The sequence below is a fragment of the Citrobacter sp. Ct235 genome (assembly GCF_030332305.1).
GTDB classification, from domain to species: Bacteria; Pseudomonadota; Gammaproteobacteria; order Enterobacterales; family Enterobacteriaceae; genus Citrobacter_A; species Citrobacter_A telavivensis.
Genome location: NZ_JAOWIC010000043.1, coordinates 398,020 through 412,593 on the forward strand (window position 1 = coordinate 398,020; position 14,574 = coordinate 412,593).

The following is a 14,574-nucleotide window of genomic DNA, read 5'->3' on the forward strand; positions in this document are numbered from 1 at the left end:
CACTCATTATAAGTCGTCAAATACGTTTAACGCATCCGTCAGCTTCTTGACGCCGAAAACCTGCATCCCTTCTGGCGGCTTTTTCGGCACGTTGGCCGCCGGCACAATCGCGCGACGAAAGCCGTGTTTTGCCGCTTCCGAAATACGCTCCTGACCGCTGGGCACCGGGCGAATCTCTCCTGCCAGCCCCACTTCGCCAAACACCACCAGATCCTGGGGTAGCGGTCTGTCGCGCAGACTGGAGACCATCGCCAGCAGCAGCGCCAGATCCGCACTGGTTTCTGTGACTTTGACGCCGCCGACCACGTTAACGAACACATCCTGATCCGCCATTTGCAGACCGCCATGACGGTGCAGCACCGCCAGCAGAATCGCCAGACGGTTCTGCTCCAGACCCACTGCTACCCGCCGCGGGTTCGCCATCATGGAATGATCGACCAGCGCCTGAATCTCCACCAGCAATGGCCGCGTCCCTTCCCAGACCACCATCACCGAACTGCCGGAGGTGACCTCATCGCCACGGCTCAGGAAGATCGCCGAAGGGTTACTCACTTCGCGCAGGCCCTGCTCGGTCATCGCGAAGACGCCTAACTCATTCACCGCGCCAAAACGGTTTTTGTGGCTGCGCAGGGTGCGAAAACGGGAGTCGGCATCGCCATCCAGCAATACCGAGCAGTCGATGCAGTGCTCAAGCACTTTTGGCCCGGCCAGCGAGCCGTCTTTGGTAACGTGACCGACCATGACAATCGCCACGCCGCGCGTTTTGGCAAAGCGTGTCAGGTAGGCTGCCGTTTCACGCACCTGCGCCACGCTGCCGGGCGATGACTGGATATCCGCCATGTGCATCACCTGAATGGAGTCGATCACCATCAGCTTTGGCTGCTCTTCTTCCGCAATCAGGCAAATCTGCTCAATGCTGGTTTCCGAAAGCATGTTGAGGTTGCTGGTCGGCAGACCAAGACGGTGCGCACGCATCGCCACCTGCTGTAGCGACTCTTCCCCGGTGACGTACAGGGTTTTCATCTGCTCCGCGAGCTTACACAGCGTCTGCAATAACAGCGTGGATTTACCCGCACCGGGGTTACCGCCGATCAGAATTGCGCTGCCAGGGACGACGCCGCCGCCCAGCACACGGTCGAACTCTTTAAAGCCGGTGGAAAAACGCGGCAGCTCTTCCAGGCTGATGTCGGAAAGCTTCTGGACTTTTGCGACGCCCGCGTTCCCGGCATAACCACTGAGTCGCTCATTACGCGCCACCGTCGGCGACGCGGCCAGGCGCACCTCTGTGATGGTGTTCCAGGCATGGCAAGCGCTACATTGCCCCTGCCAGCGCGGATAATCCGCCCCGCATTCATTACACACAAAGGCACGTTTTGGAGCTTTTGCCACGTTTTACCTCGTTATTTCTGGTTCATGCTGCCGGAGAGAATGCAGAACACCCCCATCAGATCGGCGTGACGGATAGTAATCTCCGTCTTTTCATTCACTTTCGGCTTGGCATGGTACGCGATCCCCAGCCCCGCCGTTTTGATCATTGGCAGATCGTTAGCGCCATCACCAATCGCCACCGTCTGCGCGATCGGGATTTCATACTCCTGCGCCAGTCGGGTCAGCGTTTTGGCCTTATACTGCGCATCGACGATGTCGCCAGTCACGTTGCCGGTGAATTTACCGTCCATGATCTCCAGTTCGTTCGCCACCGCCGCCGTCAGACGCAGTTTCTCACGCAGATACTCGGCAAAGAAGGTAAAGCCGCCGGAGGCGATCGCCACCTTCCAGCCCAGCGTTTCCAGCTTCAGCACCAGCTGTGTCAGCCCCGGCATCAGCGGCAGATTTTCACGCACCTGATGCAGAATGTTGGCATCCGCGCCTTTAAGCGTCGCCACGCGGCTACGCAGGCTGGCGGTGAAGTCGAGTTCGCCGCGCATCGCGCGTTCGGTCACTTCCGCTACCCTTTCGCCGGTACCGGCCAGTTTGGCTATCTCATCAATACACTCAATCTGAATCGCGGTCGAATCCATGTCCATCACCAGCAGGCCAGGGGTGCGCAAATGCGGGATTTTCCCCAGCGGCGCAACGTCCAGTTGCGCATCATGCGCCAGTTTCGTGGCGCGAGGCGTGAGCGACCCGGCCAGGCGAATGACCTGATAGTCCTCGACGCACCACGCCGCGACAATCACCATCGCCGCCCCCAGTTTACTCTGGTACTGGGTCAGACGTTGTTTATCCAGCCCGCGTCCGTACAGCAGCCAGCCGCTACGTCCAGCGTGGTAATCCAGTGGCATCACCTCGTCACCACTCAAAGAAAGGGGCAAACCTGGCCATAAAGAGACATCTTCAGGCAAATCGCACCAGGTAATGTTAGGCATTAAAGCTCCTGTAAAATCATTCGGGCCGGAAAGGTTCTGGGGAAAATAACGCATGAGGCTACCTTGTAACCATCGCTTCTGGCAACATTAAGCCTCAAATTTTCAACAGGTGGAATATGGCTCGCGCAAAACTAAAATTCCGACTTCATCGTGCAGTGATTGTATTGTTCTGTCTCGCACTGCTTGTTGCGCTCATGCAGGGCGCGTCCTGGTTCAGCCAAAATCACCAGCGACAGCGAAATCCGCAGCTTGAAGAGCTGGCCCGCACGCTGGCACATCAGGTGACCCTGAACATCGCGCCGCTGATGCGAACCGAAACGCCCGACGAAAAACGCATCAACACCCTTTTGCAGCAGTTGACGAAGGAAAGCCGTATTCTCGATGCCGGGGTTTATGATAATCAAGGCGATATGATCGCCCGGGCAGGCGAAAGCGTAAATGTGCGCGACCGTCTGGCGCTGGACGGTAAAAAAGCAGGCGGCTACTTCAACCAGCAGATTGTCGAACCCATTCAGGGAAAAAATGGTCCGCTGGGCTATCTGCGCCTGACGCTGGATACCCATACCTTAGCCACCGAAGCAAAACAGGTCGATAACACCACCAACATTCTACGCCTGATGCTGCTGCTTTCACTGGCCATCGGCGTGGTGCTAACCCGCACCCTGCTGCAAGGTAAACGTACCCGCTGGCAGCAATCGCCTTTCCTGCTAACCGCCAACAAGTCGGTGCCGGAAGAGGAAGAGAGCGAGAAAAAAGAGTCACTCATTACAGGAAAGGAAAACTGACATGTCGACACTTCGCCTGCTTATTTCTGACTCTTATGACCCCTGGTTTAACCTGGCGGTCGAAGAGTGTATTTTCCGTCAAATGCCCGCCACGCAGCGCGTGCTGTTTTTATGGCGCAATGCCGATACGGTCGTCATTGGTCGTGCGCAAAACCCGTGGAAAGAGTGTAATACCCGGCGGATGGAAGAGGACAACGTGCGTCTGGCGCGTCGCAGCAGCGGCGGTGGCGCGGTGTTCCACGATCTCGGCAATACCTGTTTCACCTTTATGGCCGGGAAGCCGGAATACGACAAGACCATTTCAACGGCAATTGTCCTGAACGCGCTTAACGCGCTGGGCGTTGCGGCAGAAGCCTCCGGGCGTAACGATCTGGTGGTGAAAACGGCGGATGGCGACCGTAAGGTTTCCGGCTCTGCCTATCGCGAAACCAAAGATCGTGGTTTTCACCACGGTACGCTGTTACTGAATGCGGATCTCAGCCGACTGGCAAATTACCTGAATCCGGATAAAAAGAAACTGGCGGCCAAAGGGATTACCTCCGTTCGTTCGCGAGTCGCGAATCTCACCGAACTGCTGCCGGGGATCACGCATGAACAGGTTTGCGCAGCGGTGACCGAGGCCTTTTTCACGCATTACGGTGAACGCGTTACGCCTGAGATTATTTCTCCGGACAACACGCCAGATCTGCCGAACTTTGCCGAAACCTTTGCCCGCCAGAGCAGTTGGGAATGGAATTTCGGTCAGGCGCCGGCCTTTTCACATCTGCTGGATGAGCGCTTTACCTGGGGAGGCGTTGAACTGCACTTTGACGTTGAGAAAGGACACATCACCCGAGCCCAGGTCTTTACCGACAGTCTTAATCCGGCACCGTTAGAGGCGCTGGCGGGACGTTTGCAGGGCTGTTTGTATCGTGCGGATAGGTTGCAACAGGAGTGCGAGGCGCTGCTGGCCGATTTCCCGGAACAGGAAAAAGAGCTGCGGGAATTGTCGGCGTGGATGATGAAAGCGGTTCGATAATCTACTGCAAGAATTGCCGGATGGCGGCTGCGCCTTATCCGGCCTACAGCGTTTGTAGGCCCGGTAAGCGTGAGCGCCACCGGGCACAAAACAAAATTACGCTTTATCGCCCAGCAGAACGGATTCCAGCGCGATTTTGATCATGTCGTTGAACGTGGTTTGACGTTCAGCCGCCGTGGTCTGCTCGTGAGTACGGATGTGGTCAGACACGGTGCAGATAGTCAGCGCTTTCGCACCGAATTCTGCCGCCACGCCGTAGATACCCGCCGCTTCCATTTCCACGCCCAGGATGCCGTACTTTTCCATGACGTCGAACATTTCGCCGTCTGGAGAGTAGAACAGATCCGCAGAGAACAGGTTGCCGACGCGCGCGTCCACACCCAGTGCTTTCGCCGCTTCAACCGCGTCACGCACCATGCCGAAATCAGCAATCGCGGCAAAATCATGGTCTTTGAAACGAATACGGTTCACTTTGGAATCGGTGCAGGCACCCATACCAATCACCACGTCACGCAGTTTCACATCGGCACGCACGGCACCACAGGATCCTACGCGAATGATTTTCTTCACGCCGAAATCGGTGATCAGTTCTTTGGTGTAGATGGAGCAGGACGGGATACCCATACCGTGACCCATCACGGAAATCTTACGACCTTTGTACGTCCCGGTGAAACCTAACATGCCGCGAACGTTGTTTACTTCGCGCACATCTTCAAGGAAAGTTTCCGCAATGTGCTTTGCGCGCAGCGGGTCGCCCGGCATCAAAACAACATCCGCGAAATCGCCCATTTCTGCATTAATATGTGGGGTAGCCATCTTCAGTTCCCTTTTAATTTGAGTTTCTTTACCCGGCGGCGCTTCGCTTACCGGGCCTACGGTTTTGTAGGCCGGGTCAGGCGCAGCCGCCACCCGGCAATGACCTTAGAACATGGCTTTGCCATATTCCATGTCGGACGTACCAAAGTATTTCGCCAGCGTCTGACCGATATCCGCAAAGGTTTCACGGTGACCTAACGAGCCCGGTTTCACTTTCGGGCCGTACACCAGCACCGGAATGTGTTCACGGGTATGGTCAGTACCGGTCCAGCTCGGGTCGCAGCCGTGATCGGCGGTCAGGATCAGAATGTCATCTTCACCCACCAGCGCCATCAGTTCCGGCAGACGGCGGTCGAACAACTCCAGACCGGCGGCATAACCGGCAATATCGCGGCGATGGCCCCAGGAGGAGTCGAAGTCCACGAAGTTGGTGAAGACAATCGTCTTGTCACCGGCTTCTTTCATCTCTTTGACGGTGGCGTCAAACAGCGCGTCCAGCCCCGTGGCTTTCACTTTTTTAGTGATGCCGCAGTTGGCGTAGATGTCCGCGATTTTACCGACGGAAACCACGTGGCCGTCTTTCTCTTCGACCAGTTTCTGCAACACGGTCGGCGCAGGCGGTTCAACGGCCAGATCGTGACGGTTACCGGTACGCTGGAAGTTACCCGCTTTGTCGCCAATAAACGGACGCGCGATAACGCGACCGATGTTATAGCCGCCTTCGGTCAGCTCTTCACGGGCGATTTCACACAGCTCGTAAAGTTTATCCAGGCCAAAGGTCTCTTCGTGACAGGCAATCTGGAACACGGAGTCAGCGGAGGTATAGAAAATCGGTTTGCCGGTTTTCATGTGCTCTTCGCCCAACTGGTCCAGAATCACCGTACCGGAAGAGTGGCAGTTACCGAGATAGCCCGGCAGGTTCGCACGTTTGACCAGCTTATCCAGCAGTTCCTGCGGGAAGCTGTTTTCGTGATCGCTGAAATAACCCCAGTCGAACAGCACCGGCACACCGGCAATTTCCCAGTGGCCAGACGGCGTATCTTTACCGGAAGAGAGCTCATGCGCCCAGGCGTATGCGCCAATCACTTCCGCGTTAGCGTCCATACCGGCTGCGATTTTGCCGGTAGACCCTTCATGCGCTTTCACCAGACCCAGGCGGGTAAGGTTTGGCAGATTCAGTGGGCCTTTACGACCTTTGTCAGCCTCGCCTTTGGCACAGGCTTCAGCGATGTGCCCCATGGTGTCGGAACCGACGTCGCCAAAGCGATCCGCGTCTTCCGTCGCACCAATACCAAAGGAGTCCAGCACCATAATAAATGCACGTTTCATCTTGTTCTCCATTCATCTGCGCTGCAAAAAAGCGATCAGATCAGTATATCGCTATTCGGTAATGCGACGATAGACCGTTGGTGTGCTTTCCGGCGCTTTATCGTCAAAGATTATTGCCGCTTTGACGGCTTTCGCCGCCTCCTGCCAGCTGGCTTCATCTTTCGCGTGGATCACCGCCAGCGGACGCTGTCCGTCAACGCTGTCGCCCAGACGGGCCATATCGGTAAAGCCGACGCTGTAATCAATGGTATCCGAAGCCTGGCGACGGCCGCCGCCCATCGACACTACCGCCATGCCCAGTGCACGGGTATCCATCGCACTGACGAACCCTTCACTATCAGCATAAACCGCTTTACTGAGCATTGCCGTCGGCAGGTATTTCGCGTAGTTCTCAACGAAGTCGGTCGGGCCTTTCTGGGCGGCAACCATACGTCCAAAGACATCAGCCGCTTTACCGTTATCCAGCACCGCCTGTAGTTTCGCCCGCGCGTCGGCATCGTCTTTCGCCAGGTTGCCGGAAATCAGCATTTCAACACACAGCGCCATCGTCACATCGAACAGGCGTGGATTGCGGTATTCGCCGGTCAGGAACTGCACCGCTTCGCGCACTTCCACCGCGTTACCCGCACTGGATGCCAGTACCTGGTTCATGTCGGTTAGCAGTGCGGTTGTGCGCACGCCCGCGCCGTTGGCCACGCCAACGATCGCTTCCGCCAGCGCTTCAGAGAGTTCATAGGTCGGCATAAACGCGCCGCTGCCGACTTTCACGTCCATGACCAGCGCGTCCAGCCCTTCCGCCAGTTTTTTCGCCAGAATGGAGCCGGTGATAAGCGGAATAGAATCCACCGTCGCGGTGATATCGCGGGTGGCATAAAAACGTTTGTCCGCCGGTGCGAGCGAGCTGGTTTGCCCGATGATCGCCACACCCACGTCCTTAATGATTTCGCGGAAGCGGTTGTCGTCCGGGAAGATATCAAAGCCCGGGATCGCTTCCAGTTTATCGAGCGTACCGCCGGTATGACCCAGCCCGCGGCCCGAGATCATCGGAATGTAGCCGCCGCAGGCCGCTACCATTGGGCCAAGCATCAGCGACGTCACATCGCCCACGCCGCCGGTGGAGTGTTTATCCACGATCGGTCCGTTCAGATTCAGGCTCTTCCAGTCCAGGACAGTTCCTGAATCCCGCATTGCCATGGTCAGCGAAACGCGTTCTGGCATAGTCATATCGTGGAAGAAAATGGTCATCGCCAGGGCAGCAATCTGCCCCTCAGAGACTGTGTTGTCACGAATACCGTTGATAAAGAAACGAATTTCTTCATCGCTCAGCGCATGACCATCACGTTTTTTACGAATAATTTCTTGTGCGAGAAACAAGGGAACCTCCATGGGGAAAAGAGTTTGCAGGCGGTTTTGCCGGATGGCGGCTAACGCCTTATACGGCCTACGGTGATATGTCGTAGGCCTGATAAGCGAAGCGCCATCAAACACTTAGCACCTTAGTAGCTGCTTGCGCTTTTACCGTCGCCGTGGCCGAGCGCTTTCAACAGGCTTGCCAGCAGACTGGATGCGCCAAAACGGTAGTGACGGGAATCCGCCCAGTCAGCGCCAAACAGTTCGTCAGCAATAGCGAGAAACTGCTGAGCGTCTTCTGCACTACGCACGCCGCCTGCCGGTTTGAAACCCACGGTTTTGGATACGCCCATATCGCGGATCACTTCCATCATGATGCGTGCACTTTCCGGCGTGGCGTTCACTGGCACTTTACCGGTAGAGGTTTTGATGAAATCCGCACCGGCTTTAATCGCAATTTCTGATGCTTTACGAATAAGTCGCTCTTCTTTCAGCTCACCGGTTTCGATGATCACTTTAAGCAGTACGTTTGCCGCCGCACAGGCGTCTTTACAGGCTTTAACCAGATCGAAACCGACCTGTTCATTACCGGCGATCAGCGCGCGGTACGGGAATACCACGTCCACTTCGTCCGCCCCGTAGGCAATCGCCGCACGGGTTTCCGCCAGCGCGATCTCAATGTCGTCGTTGCCATGCGGGAAGTTGGTAACGGTTGCAATACGGATATCCGGGGTGCCCTGCTCTTTCAGCGTTTTACGTGCAATCGGGATAAAACGCGGATAGATGCAGACTGCTGCTGGGTTGCCGACCGGGGTTTTCGCCTGATGACACAGCGCGATCACTTTTTCATTGGTGTCGTCGTCATTCAGGGTGGTCAGGTCCATCAGTTTCAGTGCGCGCAGGCTGCTTGCAGTTAAATCGCTCATAACATTCTCCAACGGCGTCGCCGTATAAAATTTTCACCTTGCGAGGCTGTTAGTATTCTAACATCCACTCGCTATTACACTTCGATATACATCACAGTTAATGAAAACTACGTACAAATTTGCATTACTGTAATGAGATCAACTTCAAATAATCTCCCTTTTCTGTCGCTTTCTTCTCCACTCAGCCGCATCAGGATCAAAGTGCCGACAGCACATCTTTCTACAATGACATGATGATCTTCGGCCGATAAAGGAATCACGATGCCCACGCCCCATGAAACCGCGCTGCAACAACGTTGTCAGCAAATCGTCACCAGTTCACTCCTCAGCCCAGAACAGAAACGCCATTTTCTCGCTCTGGAAGCAGAGAACAACCTGCCTTATCCCGCACTGCCCGCCGGGGCCCGTCAGGCGCTGGACGACGGGGTTATCTGCGATATGTTCGAAGGTCACGCGCCGTATAAACCGCGCTATGTACTTCCCGATTACGCCCGTTTTCTGGCCAACGGTTCAGCCTGGCTGGAACTGGAAGGGGCGAAAGATCTGGACGATGCGCTGTCCCTGCTGACCATTCTGTATCACCACGTGCCTTCCGTTACATCGATGCCGGTTTACCTGGGGCAACTGGATACGCTGCTGCAACCGTATGTTAGAATTCTAACACAAGAAGCGATCGATATTCGAATAAAACGTTTCTGGCGTTATCTCGACAGAACGCTGCCTGACGCATTCATGCATGCGAATATTGGCCCCGCCGATACCCCCATCACTCGAGCCATTTTACGCGCCGATGCAGAGTTAAAGCAGGTTGCACCTAACCTGACGTTCATCTACGACCCGGAGATAACACCCGATGATCTCCTGCTGGAAGTGGCGAAAAACATTTGTGAATGCAGCAAGCCACATATTTCCAACGGGCCGATAAATGATAAAATTTTCACAAAAGGCCACTATGGCATCGTCAGCTGTTACAACTCTCTGCCCCTTGCCGGCGGCGGCAGCACGCTGGTTCGTCTCAATCTGAAAGCCATTGCCGAGCGCAGTACCTCTGTCTATGACTTCTTTAACCGCACGCTGCCGTACTATTGCCAGCAGCAAATCGCCATCATCGATGCGCGATGTGAGTTCCTTTATGAAAAATCACATTTCTTTGAGAATAGCTTCCTGGTGCAGGAAGGACTGATCGATCCACAACGTTTTGTACCGATGTTCGGTATGTATGGTCTGGCGGAGGCGGTTAATCTGCTGTGCGAAAAAGCGGGTATGAACGCGCGCTACGGCAAAGATGAGACGGCGAACGATCTGGGCTATCGCATCAGCGCCCAGCTTGCTGATTTTGTTGAAAACACGCCGGTGAAATACGGCTGGCAGCAGCGCGCCATGCTGCATGCTCAGTCGGGGATCAGTTCGGATATCGGTACCACCCCAGGCGCGCGTTTACCCTATGGTGATGAACCGGATCCAATCACCCACCTACAGACCGTCGCGCCGCATCATGCCTATTATCAGTCCGGTATCAGCGACATTCTGACGCTCGATGAAACCATCAAGCGCAACCCACAGGCGCTGGTACAACTCTGTCTGGGCGCGTTCAAAGCGGGAATGCGAGAGTTTACCGCCAATGTTAGCGGCAACGATCTGGTCCGCGTCACGGGGTATATGGTGCGCCTGTCCGATCTGGAAAAATACCGCGCCGAAGGCTCGCGAACCAATACCACCTGGCTGGGTGAAGAGGCCGCGCGTAATACGCATATTCTGGAACGCCAACCTCGTGTCGTGAGTCATGAACAGCAGATGCGCTTTCGTTAGTAAGGTTATTCCTTTCTCCTGTGTGGACGGGCCGGGCAGTCGTCTGGCCCTGTTTCTGCAAGGGTGTAATCTGCGCTGTAAGAATTGCCACAACCCGTGGACGATGGGACGCTGCAATAACTGCGGCGAGTGCGTCCCGCAGTGTCCGCATCAGGCGCTGAGTTTCAATGACGGTAACGTTGTCTGGCAGGCAGAGGTTTGCGAACAGTGTGATACCTGTTTGCAAATGTGCCCGCAACAGGCGACGCCGATGGCACAGACGATGAGCATTGACGACGTGCTGCGCCAGATCCGCAAAGCTTCACTGTTCATTGAGGGGATCACCGTCAGCGGCGGCGAAGCCACGACGCAACTGCCTTTCGTTGTGGATTTATTTACGGCGATTAAGGCCGATCCGCAGCTACAGTCACTTACCTGTCTGGTCGACAGCAATGGATTGTTGAGCGAAACCGGCTGGGAGAAATTGCTGCCGGTTTGCGATGGCGCGATGCTCGATCTCAAAGCCTGGGATAGCGCACGCCACATTGCCCTCACCGGTCGGGATAACGCGCAGATCAAGCGCAGCATTACGCTGCTGGCACAGCGGGGAAAACTGGCGGAACTGCGTCTGCTGGTGATTCCTGGACAGGTGGATTATTTGCAGCACATTGATTCGCTTGCGGTCTTTATTTCGCAATTGGGCAATGTGCCAGTGCGGTTAAATGCGTTTCATGCGCATGGGGTCTTTGGAGAAGCGAGTGAATGGGCGAGCGCTACACCGAACGACGTGCAGCAACTGGCAACGGCATTACAGCAACGCGGCGTGGATAATCTGATCTTTCCGGCGTTGTATTTATGACCTGCCGGATGGCGGCTGACGCCTTATCCGGCCTACAAAAGCTACATATGCCGACCATAGGCCTGATAAGCGAAGCGCCATCAGGCATGCAACTACTGGATGGTGGGCCAATCAATCGTATGATCGCTTATACATCAAACAATGTGGTCGTATTGCGATACAGCGCGTCAGCAATCAGCTCCGCGGGTTCCGGACGTAATTCGCACAACACCCCGAACACTCTCGCCACCTGCTCCGGACGATTAGGCTGCCCCTGAAAACCATTCAGCGGCATATCCGGCGCGTCGGTCTCCAGCAGTAGCGCCTCCAGCGGCAGTCGCGCCATCACATCGCGGGTTTTACTAGCGCGCGGATAGGTGATCGTTCCACCCACCCCAATCTTATAGCCCAGTTGCACAAAACGCTCCGCCTGCTGCAGGCTACCAGCGAAACCGTGCACTACGCCGGTTCGCGGCAGATCCTGACGCTTGAGATGCATTGCCAGCCTGTCATGCGTGCGCCGGGAATGCAGGATTACGGGTAAATCGTAGCGTCTGGCAAGCTGCAGCTGTGCTTCCAGAAACCGTTCCTGCTTCGCGAACTGCGGATCGTCGCGATACAGATCCAGACCGATCTCACCAATAGCAATCACCTTTGCCGGACGCGTCTCCAGCGCATGTTGCAGACGCGCAAGATCCTCATCAGTATGTTGCTCAATCACAATGGGATGCAGTCCCAGTGCGGCATACAGCGGGGAAAAACGTTCCGCCAGCGCCCGCACGCGGGCAAAGTTTTCCGCTGCGGTGGCCGGAATAATGATCTTCTCAACGCCCGCTTCGCCAGCGAGTTGCAGGCTGTGGGCTTCATCCCCCGTGAAAGGAGGGAAGTCAAAGTGACAGTGGGTGTCGATAAAGCAAAAACTCACGCCAGATCCTCATTACTGAATGTCGTATCGTTAGCCTGCGGCGCATCGCTCAGCGCCGCCACATGGGCATCGTTGGCGACCGGTGCCGGCGGAACCACCACCGGCGTCGGCGTGACGGTCGGCAGCAGGTGGCGCGATAACGGCGGCTCAGCTGCCAGCAGTTTTCCCACGGTCGCCAGGAAGTAGCGCCCGCACAGTCGTCCAATTTTATAGTCTTCCCGCAGCGCCGGAATACGACTTCCCAGCGCCATACTTTTCAGCGGCTTCGGCGGGTAAATTTCAAAGATCTTCAGCTTGCCCGGTGGTTTTTCAATGAATTGCTGAATTTCCGTATAACTGGCTTCGTGGTGCTGGACCAGATTGACCAGCGGCTGCAGGCTGCTTTCGCCCAACCAGCGCTCCATCCGCTTGAACCACTGCGGGGTGTAATACATTTGCGAAGGCACCGTGCGGATCACCACCAGCGTTTTCGCCCCCTGCTTCACGGCCTCACGAACCGGAATTGCATCGCTGATCCCGCCATCGAGATAATTGATCCCCTCCAGCGACACGCCGCTACGATAGAACCCCGGGATCGCACTGGACGCCCGGATCAGATCGAGCCAGTTTTGATTGTTGGGAGAGAAATAGTTCGGCGTGTAGTCATCACCCCGACAGGCGCACATGTAGAACGATTTCCCCGTTTCGAACAGGCGCGAGGCGGTATCCATCTGCAATGGCATCTGAGTCGCCGTGGACTCCACCAGCCAGTCGAGATCGATCAGATTCCCGCCACGCACAAAGCGTACCGGGTCAAAGAATTCACGTTTGGTGGTATAGCGCATGATGACTTTGCGCCCATAGCCGGGCTGGTTGCACAGATAGGCCGACAAATTTTGCGCCCCCGCTGAAGTGCCGTAATAGAGATCGAACGGATTAAACTGCGCGCGCATGAACTCATCCAGTACACCTGCGGTAAAGATGCCACGCTGCCCGCCCCCCTCGCAAACCAACGCCAGGCGACCCGGTTTAAACGTTCTTAATGACAACGGCGCAATATTGCCGAGCGTGACGGGTATACGCTGCCCCACCTCTGCCTTCCTGTTTTTTATTGTGTAAAGTGCCAAAGTAACGCAAATAGGCGGCGGCTAAAACCGAAAAAGCCAGTCCACCGGACTGGCTTAACAACAAAATCATGGTGTGGTTTAGGCGCTAGGGCCGCTTACGCCCTGTAAACAGACTGACCAGGAAGAGAATAATCCCGACAACGAAGACAATTTTCGCCGCACCCGCTGCGGTGCCGGCCAGTCCACCAAATCCCAAAGCGGCGGCAATTAACGCGATAACCAGAAATATAATGCCCCAACGAAACATACGCTTCTCCTTTACCATAGTTAATATCGACCGCTTGATATGAGCGCTCAGGCCACTCATTCACGCTATTGTTTGTGTCGTGCCCATGACGTCCTCCGACCCAGGTCGGAGGAGAAAACGAAGACTTACTGCGCTTTCAGATCGTTTTTGACGCTTTTTACGCCATCAACGGCTTTTGCAATGCTCTCAGCACGCTCAATTTGCGCCTGAGAATCAACGGTGCCGGAAAGTTGGACCACGCCATCGGTCGTTTCAACTTTCACTTTGCGGGAAGGAACGATGTCATCCGCCAGCAGTTTCGCTTTGATCTCGCTGGTCGTTGCCGTATCGCCGGCATAGCCTTTCACGGAATCTGATTTGCTGTCGCGAACGTGGAGTTTGTCGCTGACGGACGTGACGCCTTCAACGCCTTTCGCCACATTCACGGCCTCTTCCGCCTGCGCCTGGCTTTCAACGAAGCCGCTCAGCGTCACCACTTTCTGATCGGTTTTGACGGAAATATCGGTGCTCTTAATGCTTTCATGATCCACCAGTGCCGCTTTCACTTTCGCGGTAATGGCGCTGTCATCCATGAAATTACCGACTTTATTCATAGAGCTATCGACTTTCTGCCCTGCGCTTTCTACACCGGATTGCGCTTTATCCATTGTGGTGTTTTCTGCATACGCAGAACCCGTTGCCACAGCGGAGGTCAACATCACGGCCAGCAGAGTTTTAGAAATCTTCAGTCTTGTCATAGTCATCGATTAATTCCTGTATGGTTTGCTCATAATTTGAGCTCAGGCAACATAAGGTTGCATTGCTGAATGTGGTGAAAAATTCACCCAGCTCAGAAGTCAATGGCAGCGGTCACAATCACAAAAGGTGATGATGATGATGATGCGCTGACAGGTGGCTCGCTGAGTCAGTTATTAATATCGTGACTACAATAGACATTAGCTTTAAGTACTTAAATTCACACATTGAACGGTATTTAAAGCCAATATTTATGTCATCACTTTGTTAAATATAGATCACAATTTTGAAAAAGCGCGGCGAAGTGCGCAAAAAACAGGCAGTCATAAGCAAAACAGAGGG

14 protein-coding genes are annotated in these 14,574 nt (G+C 55.2%); 4 read left to right on the top strand and 10 right to left on the bottom strand.

Annotated features, from left to right (window positions below; translation table 11 throughout):
• Positions 1-6: 6 nt before the first annotated feature.
• Both radA and serB read right to left on the bottom strand, forming a co-directional pair.
• Positions 7-1,389, bottom strand: coding sequence for a DNA repair protein RadA (gene radA, locus OGY35_RS11000; RefSeq protein WP_286632286.1), 1,383 nt, complete (start codon positions 1,387-1,389; stop codon positions 7-9).
• 11 nt (positions 1,390-1,400) lie between these two features.
• Entirely contained in the window at positions 1,401-2,369 is a 969-nt protein-coding gene (gene serB, locus OGY35_RS11005) for a phosphoserine phosphatase (RefSeq protein WP_152402102.1), read from the bottom strand.
• 116 nt (positions 2,370-2,485) lie between these two features.
• Here serB and OGY35_RS11010 point away from each other — a divergent pair, with 116 nt between their 5' ends.
• Together OGY35_RS11010 and lplA are read left to right on the top strand one after the other, a co-directional pair.
• Positions 2,486-3,154 (top strand): YtjB family periplasmic protein, encoded by a 669-nt coding sequence (locus tag OGY35_RS11010; RefSeq protein ID WP_286632287.1) that lies wholly within the window; start codon positions 2,486-2,488, stop codon positions 3,152-3,154.
• 1 nt (position 3,155) lies between these two features.
• Positions 3,156-4,172, top strand: a complete 1,017-nt coding sequence (gene lplA / locus OGY35_RS11015; RefSeq protein ID WP_286632288.1) for a lipoate--protein ligase — start codon at positions 3,156-3,158, stop codon at positions 4,170-4,172.
• Positions 4,173-4,268: 96 nt separating this feature from the next.
• Here lplA and deoD read toward each other — a convergent pair whose 3' ends face one another.
• The 4 genes from deoD to deoC all read right to left on the bottom strand — a co-directional run bounded on the left by deoD (position 4,269) and on the right by deoC (position 8,593).
• Positions 4,269-4,988 (bottom strand): purine-nucleoside phosphorylase, encoded by a 720-nt coding sequence (deoD, locus tag OGY35_RS11020; RefSeq protein ID WP_061075292.1) that lies wholly within the window; start codon positions 4,986-4,988, stop codon positions 4,269-4,271.
• A 105-nt stretch (positions 4,989-5,093) separates the two neighbouring features.
• Positions 5,094-6,317: a phosphopentomutase gene (deoB, locus tag OGY35_RS11025; protein ID WP_286632289.1), complete on the bottom strand. Its 1,224-nt coding sequence runs from the start codon at positions 6,315-6,317 to the stop codon at positions 5,094-5,096.
• A 51-nt stretch (positions 6,318-6,368) separates the two neighbouring features.
• A complete protein-coding gene (gene deoA, locus OGY35_RS11030) occupies positions 6,369-7,691 on the bottom strand; it encodes a thymidine phosphorylase (RefSeq protein ID WP_286632290.1) in 1,323 nt (440 codons plus the stop codon).
• Between the two features lie 122 nt (positions 7,692-7,813).
• Positions 7,814-8,593, bottom strand: a complete 780-nt coding sequence (gene deoC / locus OGY35_RS11035) for a deoxyribose-phosphate aldolase (RefSeq protein WP_286632291.1) — start codon at positions 8,591-8,593, stop codon at positions 7,814-7,816.
• Positions 8,594-8,854: 261 nt separating this feature from the next.
• On the opposite strand from deoC, the gene OGY35_RS11040 reads away from it, so the two are divergent.
• Both OGY35_RS11040 and OGY35_RS11045 read left to right on the top strand, forming a co-directional pair.
• Complete coding sequence (locus tag OGY35_RS11040; RefSeq protein WP_286632292.1) at positions 8,855-10,402, top strand: YjjI family glycine radical enzyme; 1,548 nt, start codon at positions 8,855-8,857, stop codon at positions 10,400-10,402.
• Positions 10,377-11,240: a YjjW family glycine radical enzyme activase gene (locus OGY35_RS11045; protein WP_286632293.1), complete on the top strand. Its 864-nt coding sequence runs from the start codon at positions 10,377-10,379 to the stop codon at positions 11,238-11,240. The genes OGY35_RS11040 and OGY35_RS11045 overlap by 26 nt, the downstream gene beginning before the upstream one ends.
• Positions 11,241-11,367: 127 nt before the next feature.
• Here the strand turns inward: OGY35_RS11045 and OGY35_RS11050 are convergent, their stop codons facing one another.
• The 4 genes from OGY35_RS11050 to osmY form a co-directional block, all read right to left on the bottom strand.
• Positions 11,368-12,144 (bottom strand): metal-dependent hydrolase, encoded by a 777-nt coding sequence (locus OGY35_RS11050; protein ID WP_286632294.1) that lies wholly within the window; start codon positions 12,142-12,144, stop codon positions 11,368-11,370.
• Positions 12,141-13,214 (bottom strand): patatin-like phospholipase family protein, encoded by a 1,074-nt coding sequence (locus OGY35_RS11055; protein ID WP_286632295.1) that lies wholly within the window; start codon positions 13,212-13,214, stop codon positions 12,141-12,143. The genes OGY35_RS11050 and OGY35_RS11055 overlap by 4 nt, the downstream gene beginning before the upstream one ends.
• 121 nt (positions 13,215-13,335) lie before the next feature.
• Positions 13,336-13,497: a DUF1328 domain-containing protein gene (locus OGY35_RS11060; protein WP_003019081.1), complete on the bottom strand. Its 162-nt coding sequence runs from the start codon at positions 13,495-13,497 to the stop codon at positions 13,336-13,338.
• Between the two features lie 125 nt (positions 13,498-13,622).
• Positions 13,623-14,240, bottom strand: a complete 618-nt coding sequence (gene osmY, locus OGY35_RS11065) for a molecular chaperone OsmY (RefSeq protein ID WP_178826297.1) — start codon at positions 14,238-14,240, stop codon at positions 13,623-13,625.
• Between the last annotated feature and the right edge of the window lie 334 nt (positions 14,241-14,574).

What these genes read in the sequence shown, in the direction of transcription:
- serB (WP_152402102.1), bottom strand. Translation starts at nt 2,369, where the DNA reads ATGCCTAACATTACCTGGTGCGATTTGCCTGAAGATGTCTCTTTATGG.
- OGY35_RS11010 (WP_286632287.1), top strand. Translation starts at nt 2,486, where the DNA reads ATGGCTCGCGCAAAACTAAAATTCCGACTTCATCGTGCAGTGATTGTA.
- lplA (WP_286632288.1), top strand. Translation starts at nt 3,156, where the DNA reads ATGTCGACACTTCGCCTGCTTATTTCTGACTCTTATGACCCCTGGTTT.
- deoD (WP_061075292.1), bottom strand. Translation starts at nt 4,988, where the DNA reads ATGGCTACCCCACATATTAATGCAGAAATGGGCGATTTCGCGGATGTT.
- deoB (WP_286632289.1), bottom strand. Translation starts at nt 6,317, where the DNA reads ATGAAACGTGCATTTATTATGGTGCTGGACTCCTTTGGTATTGGTGCG.
- deoC (WP_286632291.1), bottom strand. Translation starts at nt 8,593, where the DNA reads ATGAGCGATTTAACTGCAAGCAGCCTGCGCGCACTGAAACTGATGGAC.
- OGY35_RS11040 (WP_286632292.1), top strand. Translation starts at nt 8,855, where the DNA reads ATGCCCACGCCCCATGAAACCGCGCTGCAACAACGTTGTCAGCAAATC.
- OGY35_RS11045 (WP_286632293.1), top strand. Translation starts at nt 10,377, where the DNA reads ATGAACAGCAGATGCGCTTTCGTTAGTAAGGTTATTCCTTTCTCCTGT.
- OGY35_RS11060 (WP_003019081.1), bottom strand. Translation starts at nt 13,497, where the DNA reads ATGTTTCGTTGGGGCATTATATTTCTGGTTATCGCGTTAATTGCCGCC.
- osmY (WP_178826297.1), bottom strand. Translation starts at nt 14,240, where the DNA reads ATGACTATGACAAGACTGAAGATTTCTAAAACTCTGCTGGCCGTGATG.